Origin of the sequence: Halobacillus sp. B23F22_1, assembly GCF_043497005.1 — a bacterium.
Taxonomy (GTDB): domain Bacteria; phylum Bacillota; class Bacilli; order Bacillales; family Halobacillaceae; genus Halobacillus_A.
Map to the genome: position 1 here is coordinate 360,641 of NZ_JBIEKE010000001.1, position 15,069 is coordinate 375,709.

Genomic DNA, 15,069 nt, shown 5'->3' on the forward strand with positions numbered 1-15,069 from the left:
GAAGTGAATGAAGTAGTTATCGTAGAGGCTGTACGCACCCCCGTAGGAAAAAGAAACGGTGTGTTAAGTGATATTAGAGCGGATGAATTGTTAGCAAAAGTGTTACGGGAAGTAGTGGATCGTGTTTCCTTAGACCCAGGAAAAGTAGACGATGTCATTGCCGGATGTGTTTCTCAAGTAGGGGAGCAAGCAGGGGATGTGGCTCGTATAGCTGCCCTCATTGCAGGCTTTCCTAAGGAAGTTCCTGGGGTAACGATTGATCGACAATGCGGTTCAAGTCAACAAGCTCTCCATTTTGCGTCTCAAGCCATAGCAAGCGGGGATATGGACATTGTCATTGCTGGAGGAGTAGAAAGCATGTCCAGGGTTCCTATGTTCTCAAATATGAAGGGGTCAAAGTACAGTGATAAACTCACCGATCGGTATGAAATTATAAATCAGGGACTTTCAGCTGAAAGAATTGCTGATCATTGGAAGCTGAGCCGCAGGGATCTTGATGAATATGCAGCCAGCAGTCATGAACGCGCTCTGCGTGCAAGGAAAGAAGAGCGTTTTGATAAAGAAATAATGGCAGTAGAGGCTAAAGATAAACAAGGTTTGCCGATTATGATGCAGCACGATGAGGGACCGCGCCCGGGTACAACGACAGAAACATTAGCTGAGCTTAAGCCCGTTTTTAACGAGCATGGTGTAATTACAGCGGGAAATGCAAGTCAAATTAGTGATGGTGCGTCGGCGGTTCTTTTAATGTCTCGCAAAAAAGCGGAAGAATTAGGAATGCAGCCAAGATGCCGAATCGTTGCTCGTTCTGTAGTTGGCTCTGATCCAACATTTATGCTTACGGGTCCCGTACCAGCTACTCACCAAGTATTACAAAAAGCTGGGCTTAACCTTGATGATATTGACTTATTTGAAGTCAATGAAGCTTTTGCTACTGTTCCTTTATTTTGGCTGAAAGAGACAGGTGTTGAACGGAACAAACTGAATGTAAACGGAGGTGCTATTGCACTAGGCCATCCTTTAGGCGCGACAGGAACTAAATTGCTGACAACTTTAGTTCACGAATTAGAAAGAAGTAAGGGTCGATATGGTCTTCAGGCTGTCTGTGAAGGGATGGGGATGGCCAATGCAACTATTATTGAGCGGCTGGAGGGGTGAACAATGAATCCAAAGGATATTGTGGCAGTTATGACAGGAGGCGCCTCAGGTCTAGGAGAGGCAGCTGTTCGTAGCATTGTCGAGCACGGAGGTAAAGCTATTATAGCAGATGTGAACGCTGAGAAAGGCGAGGCACTGTCTGAAGAGCTGAATGATTCAGCGGAATTTTACCTTTTAGACGTTACAAATGAAGAGCAAATTAAAGAAGTGCTTACTAAAGCAGTCCACCATTTCGGATATATTAATGCCCTTGTAAATTGTGCCGGCATCGTTATTGCGGAGAAGGTTTATGGGAAGGAAGGACCTCATCAGTTAAATGCTTTTCAGAAAGTTGTTGAAGTTAATCTGACTGGAACGTTTAATATGATACGACTGTCAGTTGAAAAAATGATAGAAAACCAATCAGATGAAGAAGGCGAACGAGGAATTATCATTAATACGGCATCAATTGCGGCCTTTGATGGTCAGATCGGACAAGCCGCTTATAGTGCTTCTAAAGGCGGGGTTGCTAGTTTGACGCTTCCTGTATCAAGGGAGTTAGCTCGATTCGGTATACGCGTAATGACAATAGCCCCTGGATTATTTGAAACTCCTATGTTTGACGTTCTTCCTGCTGCAGCTAAAGAGGCTCTGGGAAAGTCTACCCCTTTCCCAAATCGCCTTGGCCGTCCCCGGGAGTATGGCAAACTTGCGTTAAGCATAATTGAAAACCCTATGTTAAACGGGGAGGTGATCCGCCTTGACGGTGCGATAAGGTTGCAGCCGAAGTAGGGGAGATAGGCGACTAAAAATTAAAAAGGGAGAGGTTTAGGTATGGGACCTACATTAACGAGTATGTTTGAACAAACCGTAGCCAAGTATCCAAATAAAGAAGGGTTAGTTGACCTGCGATTAGGAACAAGGTGGACATACAGTGAATGGGATGAAGAGGTAAACAAACTGGCCAACACACTTCTTGCCGAAGGGATAGAAAAAGGGGATCGAGTCTCCACGGTCCTGTTTAATACAGCAGAATTTGCCACGACATTATTTGCCTGCATGAAAATTGGAGCCGTATTTAATCCCATTAATTTTCGTTTAACCGCTCAAGAAATTGATTACATTATCAATGATGCTGACCCTAAAGTCGTTATCTTTGAAAAGGCTACGGCTGTCTCCGTTAAAGGTATTGCTGCTTCACTTCCTCATACTACGTTCTGGTCAATTGACGAGAAAGAGCTTGGATATGCTGAACATTACTACGATGCGATTAAGGAGGCACAAGCAATGAGGCCTAACGTGGAGGTGGATGAAGATGACCTTTACGCCATTATGTATACGTCAGGCACAACAGGTGCTCCTAAAGGGGTGCTTCACACGCATCGAGATATGGTAGATCAGGCGCTTATTTTAACCGCCACTCTAAGATTGACCGCTGAAGATCGTGGATTAAGTGTCGCTCCTTTGTTCCATTGTGCTGAACTCCACTGTACGTTCTTTCCAAGGATTATGGTAGGAGCGACAAATATCATTCTCCACCATTTTGAATCAAAAGCTATGATTGAAACTGTGAGAGAAGAACAAATATCAACAATGTTTGCCGCGCCGACGATGTGGAACATGGTACTTCAGGAAGAATTCACACAGAACGATTTCTCTTCACTGCGGCAAGGGTTGTATGGAGGGGCGCCAATGGCACCTGCATTAACTACTCGTTTGCATGAGGCACTGGGCGTGCAGCTTCTGCAAGCTTACGGCATGACAGAAATGGGACCAGCCATAACGGCGCTGTTAGAAGATGAGCAGATTTCAAAAGCTGGATCGGCGGGAAGGGCCCTTATTAATCATGAGGTCCGTGTCGTAAGAACAAGAGCAGATGGACCGGCAGATCCTGAAGATGTCTGCGAGCCAAGAGAGCTTGGAGAAATTGTAGTGCGAGGACCGAGTACGATGAAGGGGTACTACAATCGGCCTGAAGCGACCGAAGAAGTTATGTACAAAGGATGGTATCACTCCGGTGATATAGGGTCATTCGATGAAGAGGGGTATTTATGGGTAAGTGACCGGGTAAAAGATATGATTATTTCAGGTGGAGAAAACATATACTCAAGAGAAGTAGAAGATGTATTATTTGATCATCCCCAAGTCGTCGATGCGGCAGTAGTTGGAGAGCCGGACGAAATGTGGGGGGAACGAGTAGTTGCTTACGTTGTCCCTAAAGAAAAAAGCTTAACAGAGACAGACTTAGAGGAATTCTGCACCTCCTCCAATCGTTTGGCTAGATATAAGCGCCCGAGACGCTACGAATTTGTAGATGTGCTTCCGCGGAATGCCAGCGGCAAGCTGCAGAAATTTAAACTGAGAGAAAGCCTTGAAACTCGAACGTAGGAAAAGAAGCAGGCGGGGACAAAACTGAATAAGGCATAGTATAATCCGAACGATTTTATTAAAATCAGTTCGGATTATTTATGTGCCAAGAAAGGAAATTACCACCTTTCCGTCAAAACATTTCGCTTTCTACAGGGGTGCCAGGTGCCGAAATTAGCACTTTGCTCTTTTACAGCTTTTCGGTACCTGGTACCCTTATGCCAGTAAATTTACACTCTTCAAGGTTTCTCTAAAAGCTGTGAAGAAGCTATAGCTTCTTCATTGTTTGAATGGGCTGCAAAGGTCTTACTTCATCGTACGTTTGGAATGGACAGCCTAAAGTTTGGACACGGTTGATCACAGTCATAATCGTAAAAGAATAAGGGGTCAAGCTTTCAGTTAGTTCTTTCCAGTATAAAGGTGTAGCAACACTGGCTTCATTCGTAGCCCGAGCAGAATAAGGAGCGATAATTGTTTTTCCTTCTGCATGCTGGACGTAGTCGATATAGAGGCGGTGACCCCGCTTTTTCTTTAAGCGTTCCACGGTAAATAGATCAGGCTTTTCATTTACGAGCAGCTGGGCTAACCTCTCAGTAAATTGCCTGGTATCTTCATAATTCATTTCACCTTCCTCAATCGGAATGTGGATTTGAAGACCTTTGTTTCCAGACGTTTTCACGAAGCTGTGGACCTCTAACTTGTCGAGTAGATGTTTTAATAGCTGTGCTGCTAATACAGCTGATTGAAATTCCTTACGAGAAGGAGGGTCTAAGTCAAAAATGATCTCATCGGGAACATCTGATAATGCTTTTTGAAAAGGGAGATGAAATTCTAACGCTCCTTGGTTTCCCAGCCACAATAATGGCGAAAGCTGGTCTGCCTTTAATGAGATTTCCCCGTCCTCCTCCGGCCACCCTGTAACATAATAAGGCGCATAATCAGGTTTATGTTTTTGGAAAAAAGACGTCTGAGCAATACCATCAGGATAACGGATTACAGTAACTTTTTTGTTGAAAAAGTAAGGCAGCATATATGGGGAAACGTGCCGCAAATAAACTAAATAATCTTCTTTGCGAAGTTCATTAGGCCATAGTTGCTTGGTCGTATTAGTAAATTCAACTTCTTCAGGAAAAAGGGAAAGGCTCCAACGCAGCTTCCTTACTGTACAATCTGAAGCTTCCAAGTCAAAACGAAAACCTTTGAACAAGGGTTCTCTTAATTCCCCATTTTGAGCTTGGAGACAATGGATATCTACACATACTCCAGAATCAATTCTCCAGTCTTGTCCTTTTTCTCTAAAGAACGTACGCAATGTTTGAAATTGTTCTTCATTTAATCCGTGTTTCACATGCCCGAGTTTTATGCGCTTTTCATCGTTATAAACTTCAGCTGTAAAGTAGTCGTTTTCTGGATTGTATTCCGTAAGAAACCCGGAAATGGTACGCCATAATTTAATTTTCAACCATTCTTTTGAGCGTTTGCTGTAGGTGTAGAGACTGTTATTCAGCTTAGCTACTATTCCTTCTCCAAGATAATCAAAAACAATCTTGTGAGCCGTTTGAGCGTCGTGAAAGGACTCTACACATTTTATTCTTGAAGCGTTCATACTATTGATGAATTTTTTAAGCTTTTTCCTTCTTGCTAGATAAGCTTCGTTTGTAATATCTTTTTCATGCTTGAGCAAATCAAAAGCCATGAATGTGACAGGGCGTATAGAAGAATGCTCTTTAATCTTCTCTTTGTTTTTTAGACGTCCGCGAGTTTGAAGCAAGTCAAAATTACTTTGATAAGCGTTGTTTAAAATCACGATCTCCCCATCTAAAATAAAATTTTTTATGGGAGCGGCCTGCTGTTTTAAGTCATTAACGATTTCTGGGAATTGCACGCATAAGTTTTTTCCGTTTCTGCTGATTAATTGAATATTGTCTTCAGACCCTATGAGAAACGCACGAAAGCCATCATATTTTATTTCATAGGACCACTCATTTCCTTCAGGGATTTTTTCAGATAGGGTAGGGAGCATTGGTCTGTTCATCATTATCACCTGCTTTATACTTGTTAGTTTAAGCGATATGAGTGAGGTTAATCATAATTTCTTATTTCAAGGTGCATGCTATGAAAAAAGGAGTGAAAACAATGCACACAATGTGGAAAGGGACCATTAGTTTCGGCCTTGTCAATATTCCGATTAAATTGCATGCTGCCACAGAAAATAAAGACATTAAGCTGAGGCAGCTGCATGAAGAATGTAAGTCGCCTATTGAATATAAAAAGCGCTGTCCGGTTTGTGATAAAGAAGTAGCTAATGAAGAAATCGTCAAGGCTTATGAGTATACGAAGAACAAATTCGTAGTATTGGATGCGGAAGATTTAGAGAATCTAAAGAAGGAACAAGCGGATAAATCTGTAGAAATATTGGATTTTGTAAAACTAGAGGAAATTGATCCCGTCTATTTTGAACGCAGTTATTTTATGTCTCCTAATGACGGAGGGACAAAAGCCTATGGGCTTCTTCGCAAAGCGTTAAGTGATACAGGTAAAATAGGAATCGCAAAAATCATTATCCGTTCAAAGGAACAGTTAGCCATCGTGAGAGTGTATCAAAACACACTGGTTATGGAAACGATTCATTTCCCCGATGAAGTTCGTAACGCTGCAGATGTTCCTAACGTACCTGAGCAGACAGAGTTAAGTAAAAAAGAGGTTAGTACGGCAATTACTCTCATTGATCAGCTCACAGCTGAATTTGAACCTGAAAAGTATACAGATGACTACAGAACAGCATTGATGGAGCTTATTGAAGCGAAACGAAATAATGAAGAAGTTACAACCTCTAAACCGAAAACGCCACAAGAGAATGTTTCGAATTTAATGGAGGCACTAGAACAGTCATTAGAAAGTACAAAGGAATCGAAAAAGATATCTCCGAAAAAGAAAACGCCAGCTAAAAAGTCAACTCGCAAAAAGAAAACGTCCTAAACAAAGACCTTGCTGTGTAGCGATTTGTCGAACTATAACCCTGTATTTATCCTACGTTTTGTAGTATAATAATAATAGATCATTTTGGTCGGAGGGTTGTTTAGATGAGCGTTCGTACAGATGAGCAAGCAGAAAGTCTTATGCAGTCTGCTAAGGCTTCCATGGCTATAGAGGGATTGGATTTAAGTCAACGTGAAGAAAGCCTCGTTAAAAAATGTTTAACAGGCTCGATTACGCATAAAGAATTTTTAAAGCGGGCTCTGGAATTGTCGCGCCATGCCTAGTTCAAGGTATGGAAGCGGAGCCTCCCGCTATTGTTATCCAGGCACATCGGTCCTTATTAACCATTACGATATTATGGATGACCGACAGCTTCAAAGTATGGAAAACATATTAGCTACTCAACGATTGTCTGAAATGCAGGCTCTCCCGGTAGAGGGAGAATTTGATTTACGGCACTTGCAAAAGATACATGAAAACATCTTTAAAGATTTATATCCATTTGCCGGAGAATTAAGAAGTGAAAATATCACAAAAGACGGATTCACCTTTGCACAGGCGCAATTCATACGTGAAGCGGCTTTAGCACTCTTCTCCCAGCTTATAGAAGAAGAATGGGAGGTTATGAATAAAGAACAGCTTGCTGTTCGTCTAGCCCACTATATGGCTGAAATCAATGTACTTCATCCTTTTCGTGAAGGAAATGGGCGGAGTCTACGTGAGTTTATACGCTGTCTCGCCTTAGAAACTGGATATTTCATAGATTGGGCAGCAGTACCAAAAGAGCAAGTACTTAAAGCTTCTATAGAATCTGTTAGAGATCCTGAAGCATTAAAAAATGTTATTTTTGAATCATTAAGCAAAATTAAAGAATGAGGTCGTACGCTCGTACGATCTTATTTTTTATGATATATTATCAGAAAAATCTGAAACCAAAAGGACTGGAGGAGGGGGAAGCGTGGAGAATTCGATAAGCCTGCGTTCCGTATTTAAAGCAAGACAACGTATCCATGACATCATTACAGAAACACCGCTTGTCTATTCAGAACAATTATCAAAGGAATCTGGAAATCAGGTCTATCTCAAGCTGGAAAATCTTCAACCAACCGGAGCATTTAAATTAAGAGGGGCAGCAAATAAGATTCTTTCGCTCACCTCTAAAGAAAAACAGAAAGGGGTTACCACTTTTTCTACAGGGAACCATGGGATTGCCGTAGCCTATGTAGCAAAACAGCTTGGCATTCATGCTACAGTATGTATTTCCAACCGCGTGCCGGAGGAGAAAGTAAACCGTCTGGAACGATTAGACGCTACGGTTGTGAAAGTGGGTGAAAACCAGGATGATGCAGAAGCTCTTTGTTATGAGCTGGAAAGAACGAAAGGCTTATGTGTCATTAAACCATTTGATGATTTACACGTGATTGCCGGGCAGGGTACTATAGGCTTGGAAATACTTCAACAGCTCCCTGAAGTGCAGGAACTTGTCATTCCTTTGTCAGGAGGAGGGTTACTTTCAGGTATAGCTTACACGTTAAAGTCAATAGCACCTGACATAACCATCCAAGGTGTGACGATGGAAAAGTCGGCGGTTATGCATGAAAGCCTCAAACAAGGAGCTCCTGTCGTTCTGAAAGAATCAAATACCTTAGCTGATAGTCTGCTGGGCGGTCTTGGTCCCGATAACAAATACACATTCTCGTTAACAAAAAAATATATGGATAGCAGTGTTCTAATCTCTGAAAAAATGATTGAAAAAGGAATCGTTTTTATGATGGAATATCATAAAATGATTATAGAAGGTGCCGCTGCCGCTGGAATTGGCAGGGTTATGCAAGAAAAGGATGGAGATGGCCGCCATGTGGTCATCGTGGTTACTGGAAACAATGTTGATCATCAAATGATTCGGCAGTTAGGGTAGAGATTAGAATGTAATGGGGTGGTAGGATGGGAATACCTGTTAAAGATGTTTTGCAAATACCTGTGTTAAAGCCAGCGAGAGTTCTAACGGGCGGCCCCCACATGGAAAATAGGGAAATTGAATGGATTTCCGTTATCGAAACGCCCGTGGAAAACTTTGTGAGGAAGAACGAATTTGTTTTAAGTACAGGAATTGGCTGTAGTGAAGACCCTGTTGCCTTAGAGAGTTATGTTCAGGATGTGATTGATTCGGGAGCTTCTGCTCTTGCTTTTGCAACAGGGAGACACATTTATAAGATTCCGGATCGAGTGATTAAAGCAGCTTCCAAGCATGATTTTGTTTTATTAGAGCTGCCATGGGAAGTCAGGTTTGGGGATGTACTGCATGACGTTCTTCAGGAAATAAGCAGACAAAAGCAAGTTGAGCAGCAACGGACAGAAGAGATTAGACAAGAGCTGATTAACTGTGTGCTTAATGGTAAAGGGCTGCAAGAGATTATGAAGATCGTTTACGAAAACACAGTCATTCCTGTGGCGATTAGTGATCATAATAAACTCGTACGTGCGAATTACTATTTTGACCAGCACATGATTCAAGTATTAAATGGAGAAGTGGAAGGAGACTACCAGCTCATACCATCTCAAGAAACACCTTTTAAAGACCATCCATTGTATCATTACATCGAAGAGTACCAAATAGGGGCCAGCTATTGCTATCAACTAACGATTTTGTCCAATTATAAGAAACAAGGATATTTACTGTTTAAACCTGAATCAGAAGCCGAGCTTACATGGTCCAACTTAAACATACTGGAGCATGCTCTTACAGCATGTGCCCTTTATTTTGTAAAAGAGAATGCAATTGAAATGACGGAGATTCGTTTGAAGGATAATTTCCTGCTTGACTTAGCCAAAACCGATATGGAAATGGATAAACCACTTCAATCAAAGGCGCAATTACTTGGGTATGATTTAACAAAACCGTATATTTGTCTCGTTGGGGAAATCCGCTTTACAAAAAAAGTCGATGACCATATCGGAACGCCGGACCAAGCCGTTATGTCTTCCTCTATGCATAGTCGAAATTACTACATTCAAAAAGAAGTTGCACATGCTGGAGATGTCTTAAAAAGGCGGACGATGGCAACTTTTGAAGGTGGAGAAGTTATTGTTTTTCTTGAGGCAGACAGTCGGCCATATATGGAGACCGCCAACCAGTTTCTTGATTTAGTCGAACGACGCTTAAATGAATTATTAGCCGGGATAAATATTTCCTGGGGAATATCCATGCATAAAGACGGAATTTATAACTTTCATAAAAGCTATAATGAAGCAGTCACAGCCTTTAACATCGGGCGGCAGCAGCATGAAATAGGGGAGCGGACCTTTTTTAGTGACACCCGGATGAATCGGCTGTTAATGGCGCTTTCTCATGAGAAAGAAATAGAGCAGATTGTTAAAAGCACGCTGCATAAACTGATTGAATACGATCAAAAACGACAAACAGACTTAATTCATACGTTTATTGTCTATAACAAGTACAATAGTAATGTCAGTCAAACAGCCCGGGCTTTAAATTTACACCGCCAATCCTTACTCCATAGATTGCGTAATATTGAGCAACTGACAGGCCTGTCTTTATTAAATGCTGACGATATGTTTTTGCTTGAATTAAGTGTGAGGCTCTGGATGTTAAAGAAAGTAGACGAAGATTAAATTATCACAACTACAGAAAACGGCCATGATAACCTTTACTATAAGAAATTTCAGGGTCACAAATTCATCGAGGTCCGGGAATTGTGAAACTTCTGCGGAAAGAAAATAACAAGAGCGGACCTCCTTATTTTATCCATGATAAAGGATACTTGTAATGGAGACTTTTTGAAGAAAAGAACCGTGGGATTTCATTTTTAAACCAGTGTACGACTTTTCAAACGCCTGAAGAGAAGATCACTTCACTATGGTTGTTCTTCAAAATTCTCATCTGAAACAATGACTTTCTCACTTCCGCTTTCAGTAACGGTAGACCGCATTTTCACTACCCACTCATCTGATTCTTTTTCATAGGTTAATGACTCAACAGCTAGAGCGTTTCCACGGTCAACTTCGGTTAATGCTGTGGCTAAAGCCTGGGATTCATTCATATCAGCCCCTTCAGGCTGATCAGCATCTACTACTGTTACTTTACCAGCTTCCCCTTGCATGGGAGTGGATTCTGCTACAGCCCCATCAATGGTTACCTCCACCTTTTTACCTAGCCACATGTCTTTTTCTACTCCTGAAACCCATATCGGTTCTCCGCCATTAGGTTCAATGGTATCAACGACTAAAATACTTGTTTCATTTTGGTCCATTACATAGCCTGAATACGCAGAGGTTTCTTCTTGTGTTTCGTCCGTTGAATCACTGTCAGCTTCCTCTTTTTCTTCTACGTCTGTCGTGCCGCATCCTGCCATAACGATTAAAATAAGTAACCACCATTTTTTTATCATTGGTTTCTTCTCCCTTGCACATATGAAAGTTGTAGTTACTTCAAATAGTACACCCTTCTTCATGACAAAAACAAGATGCTTTGTTATGATGAATGGAACCAAGTAAATATTTACATTCACTACTAGGGGGGCCCAAATGGGCTGAGAGGAGAGTATAAAGCTTTCCGACTCTTATATACCTGATCTGGTTAGCACCAGCGGAGGGAAGTAGTCAGACGTTTTGTCTATTACTCTACCTATAAAAGTCAGGTCCTCTAAAAGGGGCCTGACTTTTTTTGTGGGCAGCTCTGTAACTCAGGAAGGGGGGAAGTATATGAACCGAACTCGAATGCTCACGACCATGGCCGTATTTGTTGCCATTGGGACAATAGGAGCTCAATTATTATGGTTTCCTGCAGGGGCAGCCAAAGCTTATCCAGTTCAGCATGCAGTCAATGTGATGGCGGCTATTACTCTGGGACCCATTCCCGCAGTCGCCATAGCATTTACAATTGGTCTGCTTCGAAACCTGCTAGGGCTAGGAACGCTGCTCGCATTTCCAGGGGGCATGATCGGAGCTTTATTTGCCGGTTACTTATACAAGTGGACGAGAAAACCATTGGCTGCAGTCTCTGGGGAATTGGCAGGATCCGGTATGATTGGAGCATTATTCGCTGTTCCATTCGCAAACATCTTAATGGGAAGTTCAGCTGGAGCATTGGCATTTTTACCTTCATTTTTTGTAAGCAGTATTAGCGGATCATTGCTTGGGTGGTTCGTTGTAACGCGATTGAAACAGACTAAACCAATTACTCAATTAGACTATTAACTGAACAACAATTTAAAAGGAGGACGAACGTATGAGTTTCACGGATACTTTAAGACGGGAAAACACAGATATATTCGAAGCTATTTTTAATCATCCATTTGTTGATGGGATTGGAAAAGGGGAAGTACCTCACGAATCAATTGCTCACTACATTAAAGCAGATTATGAATATTTAAATGCATTTATGCACATTTACGGAATTGGAATTTCAAAGTCAACCAACCGCAAAGATATTGAATACTTTAATGAACAAATAGGCTTCATTTTAAACAGTGAAACTCACCCTCATCAGAACTTTTGCGACGTTATTGGTGTTGGTTACGATGAACTGCACGGCTATCCATTACCGCCTACAGCTGATCATTATGTAAAACACATGATGTACCACGCCCAGCTGGGAGGTTTAGGTGAAATATTAGCTGCAATGCTTCCCTGTCCGTGGACGTATCTTGAAATAGGACAACATTTAATGAAAAAATATCAGCCCACAACAGATGATACGTTCTTCCCATGGATCAAGTTTTATGCAGATGAGGAATTTGAAACACTCTCAGAGGCTATGCGGAAACGACTGAATGAGTTGGCCGATTTTGCCTCAGAAACTGAGCGTCAACGCATGAAAGATGCATTTCGAAAAAGCTGCCAGCTCGAATTGAAATTTTGGGAAATGGCGTACACTTGTGAAGAATGGCCGCAAGGAGAAGGAGTGAATTCGAGATGAATAAAGTCAATACTGCGTTAACAATTGCTGGTACAGACCCGAGCGGAGGCGCAGGGATCCAGGCCGACTTAAAGACATTTCAAGAGTTGAAAAGTTATGGAATGAGTGTGATTACTTCTGTCGTTTCTCAAAATACGACGGGAGTAAAGGATGTTCATCATCTGCCCGTGGAGTTCCTTAAAAGTCAATTAGAAGCTGTCTCCTCAGATATACCTATTCACGCGATGAAAACAGGAATGATCTCGAATATGGATATGATGAAAGTGATCGCTGAGTGGATGCCGAATGTTCCAGCCCCTTATGTTATGGATCCTGTGATGGTCGCAACAAGCGGTGATCCATTAATCGAGAAAGAATCACGAGGTTTTTTACGTGATCACCTTCTTCCTTTATCAGCAGTTGTTACCCCAAATATTCCTGAAGCTGAATTTTTACTAGATGAGAAGATAAGTAATACAGAAGATATGAAGGATGCAGCCATGCAAATTTGTACGAGGTTTGGTGCAGGGGCAGCATTAGTAAAAGGAGGACATTTAAAAGGGGATGCAATTGACTATTTATATGACGGCTCTGTCCTGCACGAGTTTAAAAGCGAGCGTATAGACACCACAAACACACACGGGACTGGCTGTACGTATGCAGCTGCCATTACGTCTTATTTAAGTCAGGGCATGCCTATAGAGAAAGCTGTAGAAAAATCAAAATATTTTGTAACGGAAGCTATACGTCATTCTATTGATCTTGGAGAAGGAAGTGGACCAACCAATCACTTTGCAATACGCAAGGAGGAAATGAACCTATGAGTATCAAGCTGGTGAATGAAGTGCGTGAGAAGAAGCCGCTGATTCATAACTTAACCAATGAGGTAGTTATGAATTTTAGTGCTAATGGACTGCTGGCGTTTGGAGGTTCACCGATCATGGCAATGGCGGAAGAAGATTCAGCAGATATTGCCAGGATTTCAAATGGTGTGTTAATTAATATTGGCACGTTAACAGAACCTCATCTGCGGGCGATGATTCTTGCTGGAAAAGCTGCTAACGAATATGACGTTCCCGTAGTGATTGATCCAGTCGGGGTAGCTGCTACCTCTTATCGTACGGAAGCATTTGAACGTATTGTATCAGAGGTCCAACCTGCAGCCATTAAAGGAAACGCAGGAGAAATGGCTCACATTGTCGGGATTTCTTTAGAAACAAAAGGTGTGGATTCAATTGGAGAAGGAGATCCCGAGAAGATCGCCAAAAAAGTGGCCGCTAAATACAACACCATCGCCATGGTCACGGGTGAAGTGGATATAGTAAGCGATGGTGAAGAAGTTCTGGCGAATGAAGCAGGACATGAATGGCTTGCGAAAGTGACGGGATCTGGTTGTTTATTAGGTTCGATATTGGCCGCCTGCCTCTCCACATCCGGTACCCCTCTTGAGCAAGCACATGCCGCAGTCAGGTTTTACGGGTTAGCTGCTGAAAAGGCAGCTCGCCACACGAATGTTAATGGACCCGGCACCTTTGCTGTACGTTTCCTTGATGCTTTAGCCATGGATTTGACGAAGCTTGAGGAGGGCTGAAGGATGGACCTGAGCAATCAATTAAGAAAATATTTAATTATGGGCAGTCAAAACTGTTCCCGTGACCCCGTCGATATTTTGAAGGAAGCAATTGATGGAGGCATTACAGTATTTCAATATCGGGAGAAGGGTCCAGGATCTTTAGAAGGCGAAGCAAAGGTAGAGCTAGGCAAAAAGTTTCGTGCTCTTTGCCGGAATCATGATGTGTTGTTTATTGTAAATGATGACAGCGAATTGGTGGAGCCTCTTGAGGCAGATGGCATCCATGTAGGTCAGGACGATGTTGATGTAGAGGAACTGCGAACCCTTTTTCCAGATAAAGTCATAGGACTTTCTATTTCGAATGAAGATGAGTTACTGGGGAGTTCGATTGAAGCAGTGGACTATTTGGGAGCGGGTCCCGTCTTTGATACATCTACGAAGGTGGATGCAAAGGAAGCTGTAGGCGTAAGGTGGATTGAAAGAGTTAAGCGTCTACACCCTGAGGTACCGCTTGTTGGCATTGGGGGGATTACGGTAGATAATGCCCATGAAGTCATAGAGGCAGGTGCAGATGGAGTATCAGTGATTTCTGCTATTACGGAAGCAGAGGATGTTGCTAAGGCGGTGGAGAAGCTTTAGGCAGATAAAGGTACCTGGTACCCGGAGCGATGGTAAACTCCACATGAATAATCCGAACTGATTTCAATCAAATCGTTCGGATTGTTTTTTGTTTTAATCGGTTTTGTCCCAGCCTGTTCTCATGTTTCAAAGTATAGAGGAAAGTGAAGGCTGCATTTTTCATTGAAGAGGTGGCTGCAGTTAGGACATGATTGGCTATGCATATAGTCCTCTATTGTGAGTTCATGTTGGCAGCTGCCGCACAATATAGCCTGTTCGTTTTGTTCTTCCTTAGGCCATTTTGTAGCGGAATGATTTGCCAGTTCCTTGTGACAGTAGTAACAGGCGTAGTAATTATTACAGCAGTGAAATTTAATGGCAATGATATCCACTTCGCTATGGTAGTGAATGCATCGGGTTTGTGAATCCAGCTGAATGCCTTTCACTTGTGATGGTGTCATGGGTAATCCTCCTAATC

16 protein-coding genes and 1 riboswitch are annotated in these 15,069 nt (G+C 42.2%); of the genes, 13 read left to right on the forward strand and 3 right to left on the reverse strand.

Going from position 1 to position 15,069, the window contains the following annotated elements:
- Positions 1-3 precede the first annotated feature (3 nt).
- From ACGTNH_RS01820 to ACGTNH_RS01830, 3 genes are read left to right on the forward strand one after another with little or no spacing between them, the layout of a single operon-like run.
- On the forward strand, positions 4-1,158 hold the full coding sequence (locus tag ACGTNH_RS01820) for a thiolase family protein (protein ID WP_394584622.1): 1,155 nt from the start codon (positions 4-6) through the stop codon (positions 1,156-1,158).
- Positions 1,159-1,161: 3 nt separating this feature from the next.
- The gene (locus tag ACGTNH_RS01825; protein WP_394584623.1) at positions 1,162-1,929 is read left to right on the forward strand and encodes a 3-hydroxyacyl-CoA dehydrogenase; all 768 of its coding nucleotides are present in this window, start codon (positions 1,162-1,164) and stop codon (positions 1,927-1,929) included.
- Positions 1,930-1,971: 42 nt separating this feature from the next.
- Positions 1,972-3,525 carry a fatty acid--CoA ligase gene (locus tag ACGTNH_RS01830; protein ID WP_394584624.1) on the forward strand — a complete coding sequence of 518 codons (1,554 nt, stop codon included), beginning with the start codon at positions 1,972-1,974 and terminating at the stop codon, positions 3,523-3,525.
- A 247-nt stretch (positions 3,526-3,772) separates the two neighbouring features.
- Here ACGTNH_RS01830 and ligD read toward each other — a convergent pair whose 3' ends face one another.
- A complete protein-coding gene (ligD, locus tag ACGTNH_RS01835; protein WP_394584625.1) occupies positions 3,773-5,539 on the reverse strand; it encodes a DNA ligase D in 1,767 nt (588 codons plus the stop codon).
- Between the two features lie 101 nt (positions 5,540-5,640).
- On the opposite strand from ligD, the gene ku reads away from it, so the two are divergent.
- The 5 genes from ku (at position 5,641) to ACGTNH_RS01860 (ending at position 10,116) form a co-directional block, all read left to right on the forward strand.
- The gene (gene ku / locus ACGTNH_RS01840; protein WP_394584626.1) at positions 5,641-6,483 is read left to right on the forward strand and encodes a non-homologous end joining protein Ku; all 843 of its coding nucleotides are present in this window, start codon (positions 5,641-5,643) and stop codon (positions 6,481-6,483) included.
- A 104-nt stretch (positions 6,484-6,587) separates the two neighbouring features.
- Positions 6,588-6,767 (forward strand): hypothetical protein, encoded by a 180-nt coding sequence (locus tag ACGTNH_RS01845; RefSeq protein ID WP_188377172.1) that lies wholly within the window; start codon positions 6,588-6,590, stop codon positions 6,765-6,767.
- Entirely contained in the window at positions 6,760-7,359 is a 600-nt protein-coding gene (locus tag ACGTNH_RS01850; protein WP_394584627.1) for a Fic/DOC family protein, read from the forward strand. The genes ACGTNH_RS01845 and ACGTNH_RS01850 overlap by 8 nt, the downstream gene beginning before the upstream one ends.
- Positions 7,360-7,441: 82 nt before the next feature.
- On the forward strand, positions 7,442-8,401 hold the full coding sequence (locus ACGTNH_RS01855) for a pyridoxal-phosphate dependent enzyme (RefSeq protein WP_394584628.1): 960 nt from the start codon (positions 7,442-7,444) through the stop codon (positions 8,399-8,401).
- Between the two features lie 26 nt (positions 8,402-8,427).
- Positions 8,428-10,116, forward strand: coding sequence for a PucR family transcriptional regulator (locus tag ACGTNH_RS01860; RefSeq protein WP_394584629.1), 1,689 nt, complete (start codon positions 8,428-8,430; stop codon positions 10,114-10,116).
- A gap of 242 nt (positions 10,117-10,358) precedes the next feature.
- Here ACGTNH_RS01860 and ACGTNH_RS01865 read toward each other — a convergent pair whose 3' ends face one another.
- Entirely contained in the window at positions 10,359-10,892 is a 534-nt protein-coding gene (locus ACGTNH_RS01865; RefSeq protein ID WP_394584630.1) for a DUF3221 domain-containing protein, read from the reverse strand.
- 114 nt (positions 10,893-11,006) lie between these two features.
- Positions 11,007-11,115: riboswitch (TPP riboswitch) on the forward strand.
- A 90-nt stretch (positions 11,116-11,205) separates the two neighbouring features.
- Here ACGTNH_RS01865 and thiW point away from each other — a divergent pair.
- From thiW to thiE, 5 genes are read left to right on the forward strand one after another with little or no spacing between them, the layout of a single operon-like run.
- Positions 11,206-11,700 carry an energy coupling factor transporter S component ThiW gene (thiW, locus tag ACGTNH_RS01870; protein WP_394584631.1) on the forward strand — a complete coding sequence of 165 codons (495 nt, stop codon included), beginning with the start codon at positions 11,206-11,208 and terminating at the stop codon, positions 11,698-11,700.
- A gap of 31 nt (positions 11,701-11,731) precedes the next feature.
- Complete coding sequence (gene tenA / locus ACGTNH_RS01875) at positions 11,732-12,421, forward strand: thiaminase II (protein ID WP_394584632.1); 690 nt, start codon at positions 11,732-11,734, stop codon at positions 12,419-12,421.
- Positions 12,418-13,224 carry a bifunctional hydroxymethylpyrimidine kinase/phosphomethylpyrimidine kinase gene (thiD, locus tag ACGTNH_RS01880; RefSeq protein WP_394584633.1) on the forward strand — a complete coding sequence of 269 codons (807 nt, stop codon included), beginning with the start codon at positions 12,418-12,420 and terminating at the stop codon, positions 13,222-13,224. Before tenA ends, thiD begins: the two co-directional genes overlap by 4 nt.
- Entirely contained in the window at positions 13,221-13,991 is a 771-nt protein-coding gene (thiM, locus tag ACGTNH_RS01885; protein ID WP_394584635.1) for a hydroxyethylthiazole kinase, read from the forward strand. Before thiD ends, thiM begins: the two co-directional genes overlap by 4 nt.
- Before the next feature lie 3 nt (positions 13,992-13,994).
- The gene (gene thiE / locus ACGTNH_RS01890) at positions 13,995-14,612 is read left to right on the forward strand and encodes a thiamine phosphate synthase (protein ID WP_394584636.1); all 618 of its coding nucleotides are present in this window, start codon (positions 13,995-13,997) and stop codon (positions 14,610-14,612) included.
- Between the two features lie 119 nt (positions 14,613-14,731).
- Here the strand turns inward: thiE and ACGTNH_RS01895 are convergent, their stop codons facing one another.
- Positions 14,732-15,052: a CHY zinc finger protein gene (locus ACGTNH_RS01895; RefSeq protein ID WP_394584638.1), complete on the reverse strand. Its 321-nt coding sequence runs from the start codon at positions 15,050-15,052 to the stop codon at positions 14,732-14,734.
- Positions 15,053-15,069 lie beyond the last annotated feature (17 nt).

Coding starts and splice junctions, on each gene's coding strand:
- ACGTNH_RS01825 (WP_394584623.1), top strand. CDS start 1,162: ATGAATCCAAAGGATATTGTGGCAGTTATGACAGGAGGCGCCTCAGGT.
- ACGTNH_RS01830 (WP_394584624.1), top strand. CDS start 1,972: ATGGGACCTACATTAACGAGTATGTTTGAACAAACCGTAGCCAAGTAT.
- ligD (WP_394584625.1), bottom strand. CDS start 5,539: ATGAACAGACCAATGCTCCCTACCCTATCTGAAAAAATCCCTGAAGGA.
- ku (WP_394584626.1), top strand. CDS start 5,641: ATGCACACAATGTGGAAAGGGACCATTAGTTTCGGCCTTGTCAATATT.
- ACGTNH_RS01845 (WP_188377172.1), top strand. CDS start 6,588: ATGAGCGTTCGTACAGATGAGCAAGCAGAAAGTCTTATGCAGTCTGCT.
- ACGTNH_RS01850 (WP_394584627.1), top strand. CDS start 6,760: ATGCCTAGTTCAAGGTATGGAAGCGGAGCCTCCCGCTATTGTTATCCA.
- ACGTNH_RS01860 (WP_394584629.1), top strand. CDS start 8,428: ATGGGAATACCTGTTAAAGATGTTTTGCAAATACCTGTGTTAAAGCCA.
- ACGTNH_RS01865 (WP_394584630.1), bottom strand. CDS start 10,892: ATGATAAAAAAATGGTGGTTACTTATTTTAATCGTTATGGCAGGATGC.
- thiW (WP_394584631.1), top strand. CDS start 11,206: ATGAACCGAACTCGAATGCTCACGACCATGGCCGTATTTGTTGCCATT.
- tenA (WP_394584632.1), top strand. CDS start 11,732: ATGAGTTTCACGGATACTTTAAGACGGGAAAACACAGATATATTCGAA.
- thiD (WP_394584633.1), top strand. CDS start 12,418: ATGAATAAAGTCAATACTGCGTTAACAATTGCTGGTACAGACCCGAGC.
- thiM (WP_394584635.1), top strand. CDS start 13,221: ATGAGTATCAAGCTGGTGAATGAAGTGCGTGAGAAGAAGCCGCTGATT.
- thiE (WP_394584636.1), top strand. CDS start 13,995: ATGGACCTGAGCAATCAATTAAGAAAATATTTAATTATGGGCAGTCAA.
- ACGTNH_RS01895 (WP_394584638.1), bottom strand. CDS start 15,052: ATGACACCATCACAAGTGAAAGGCATTCAGCTGGATTCACAAACCCGA.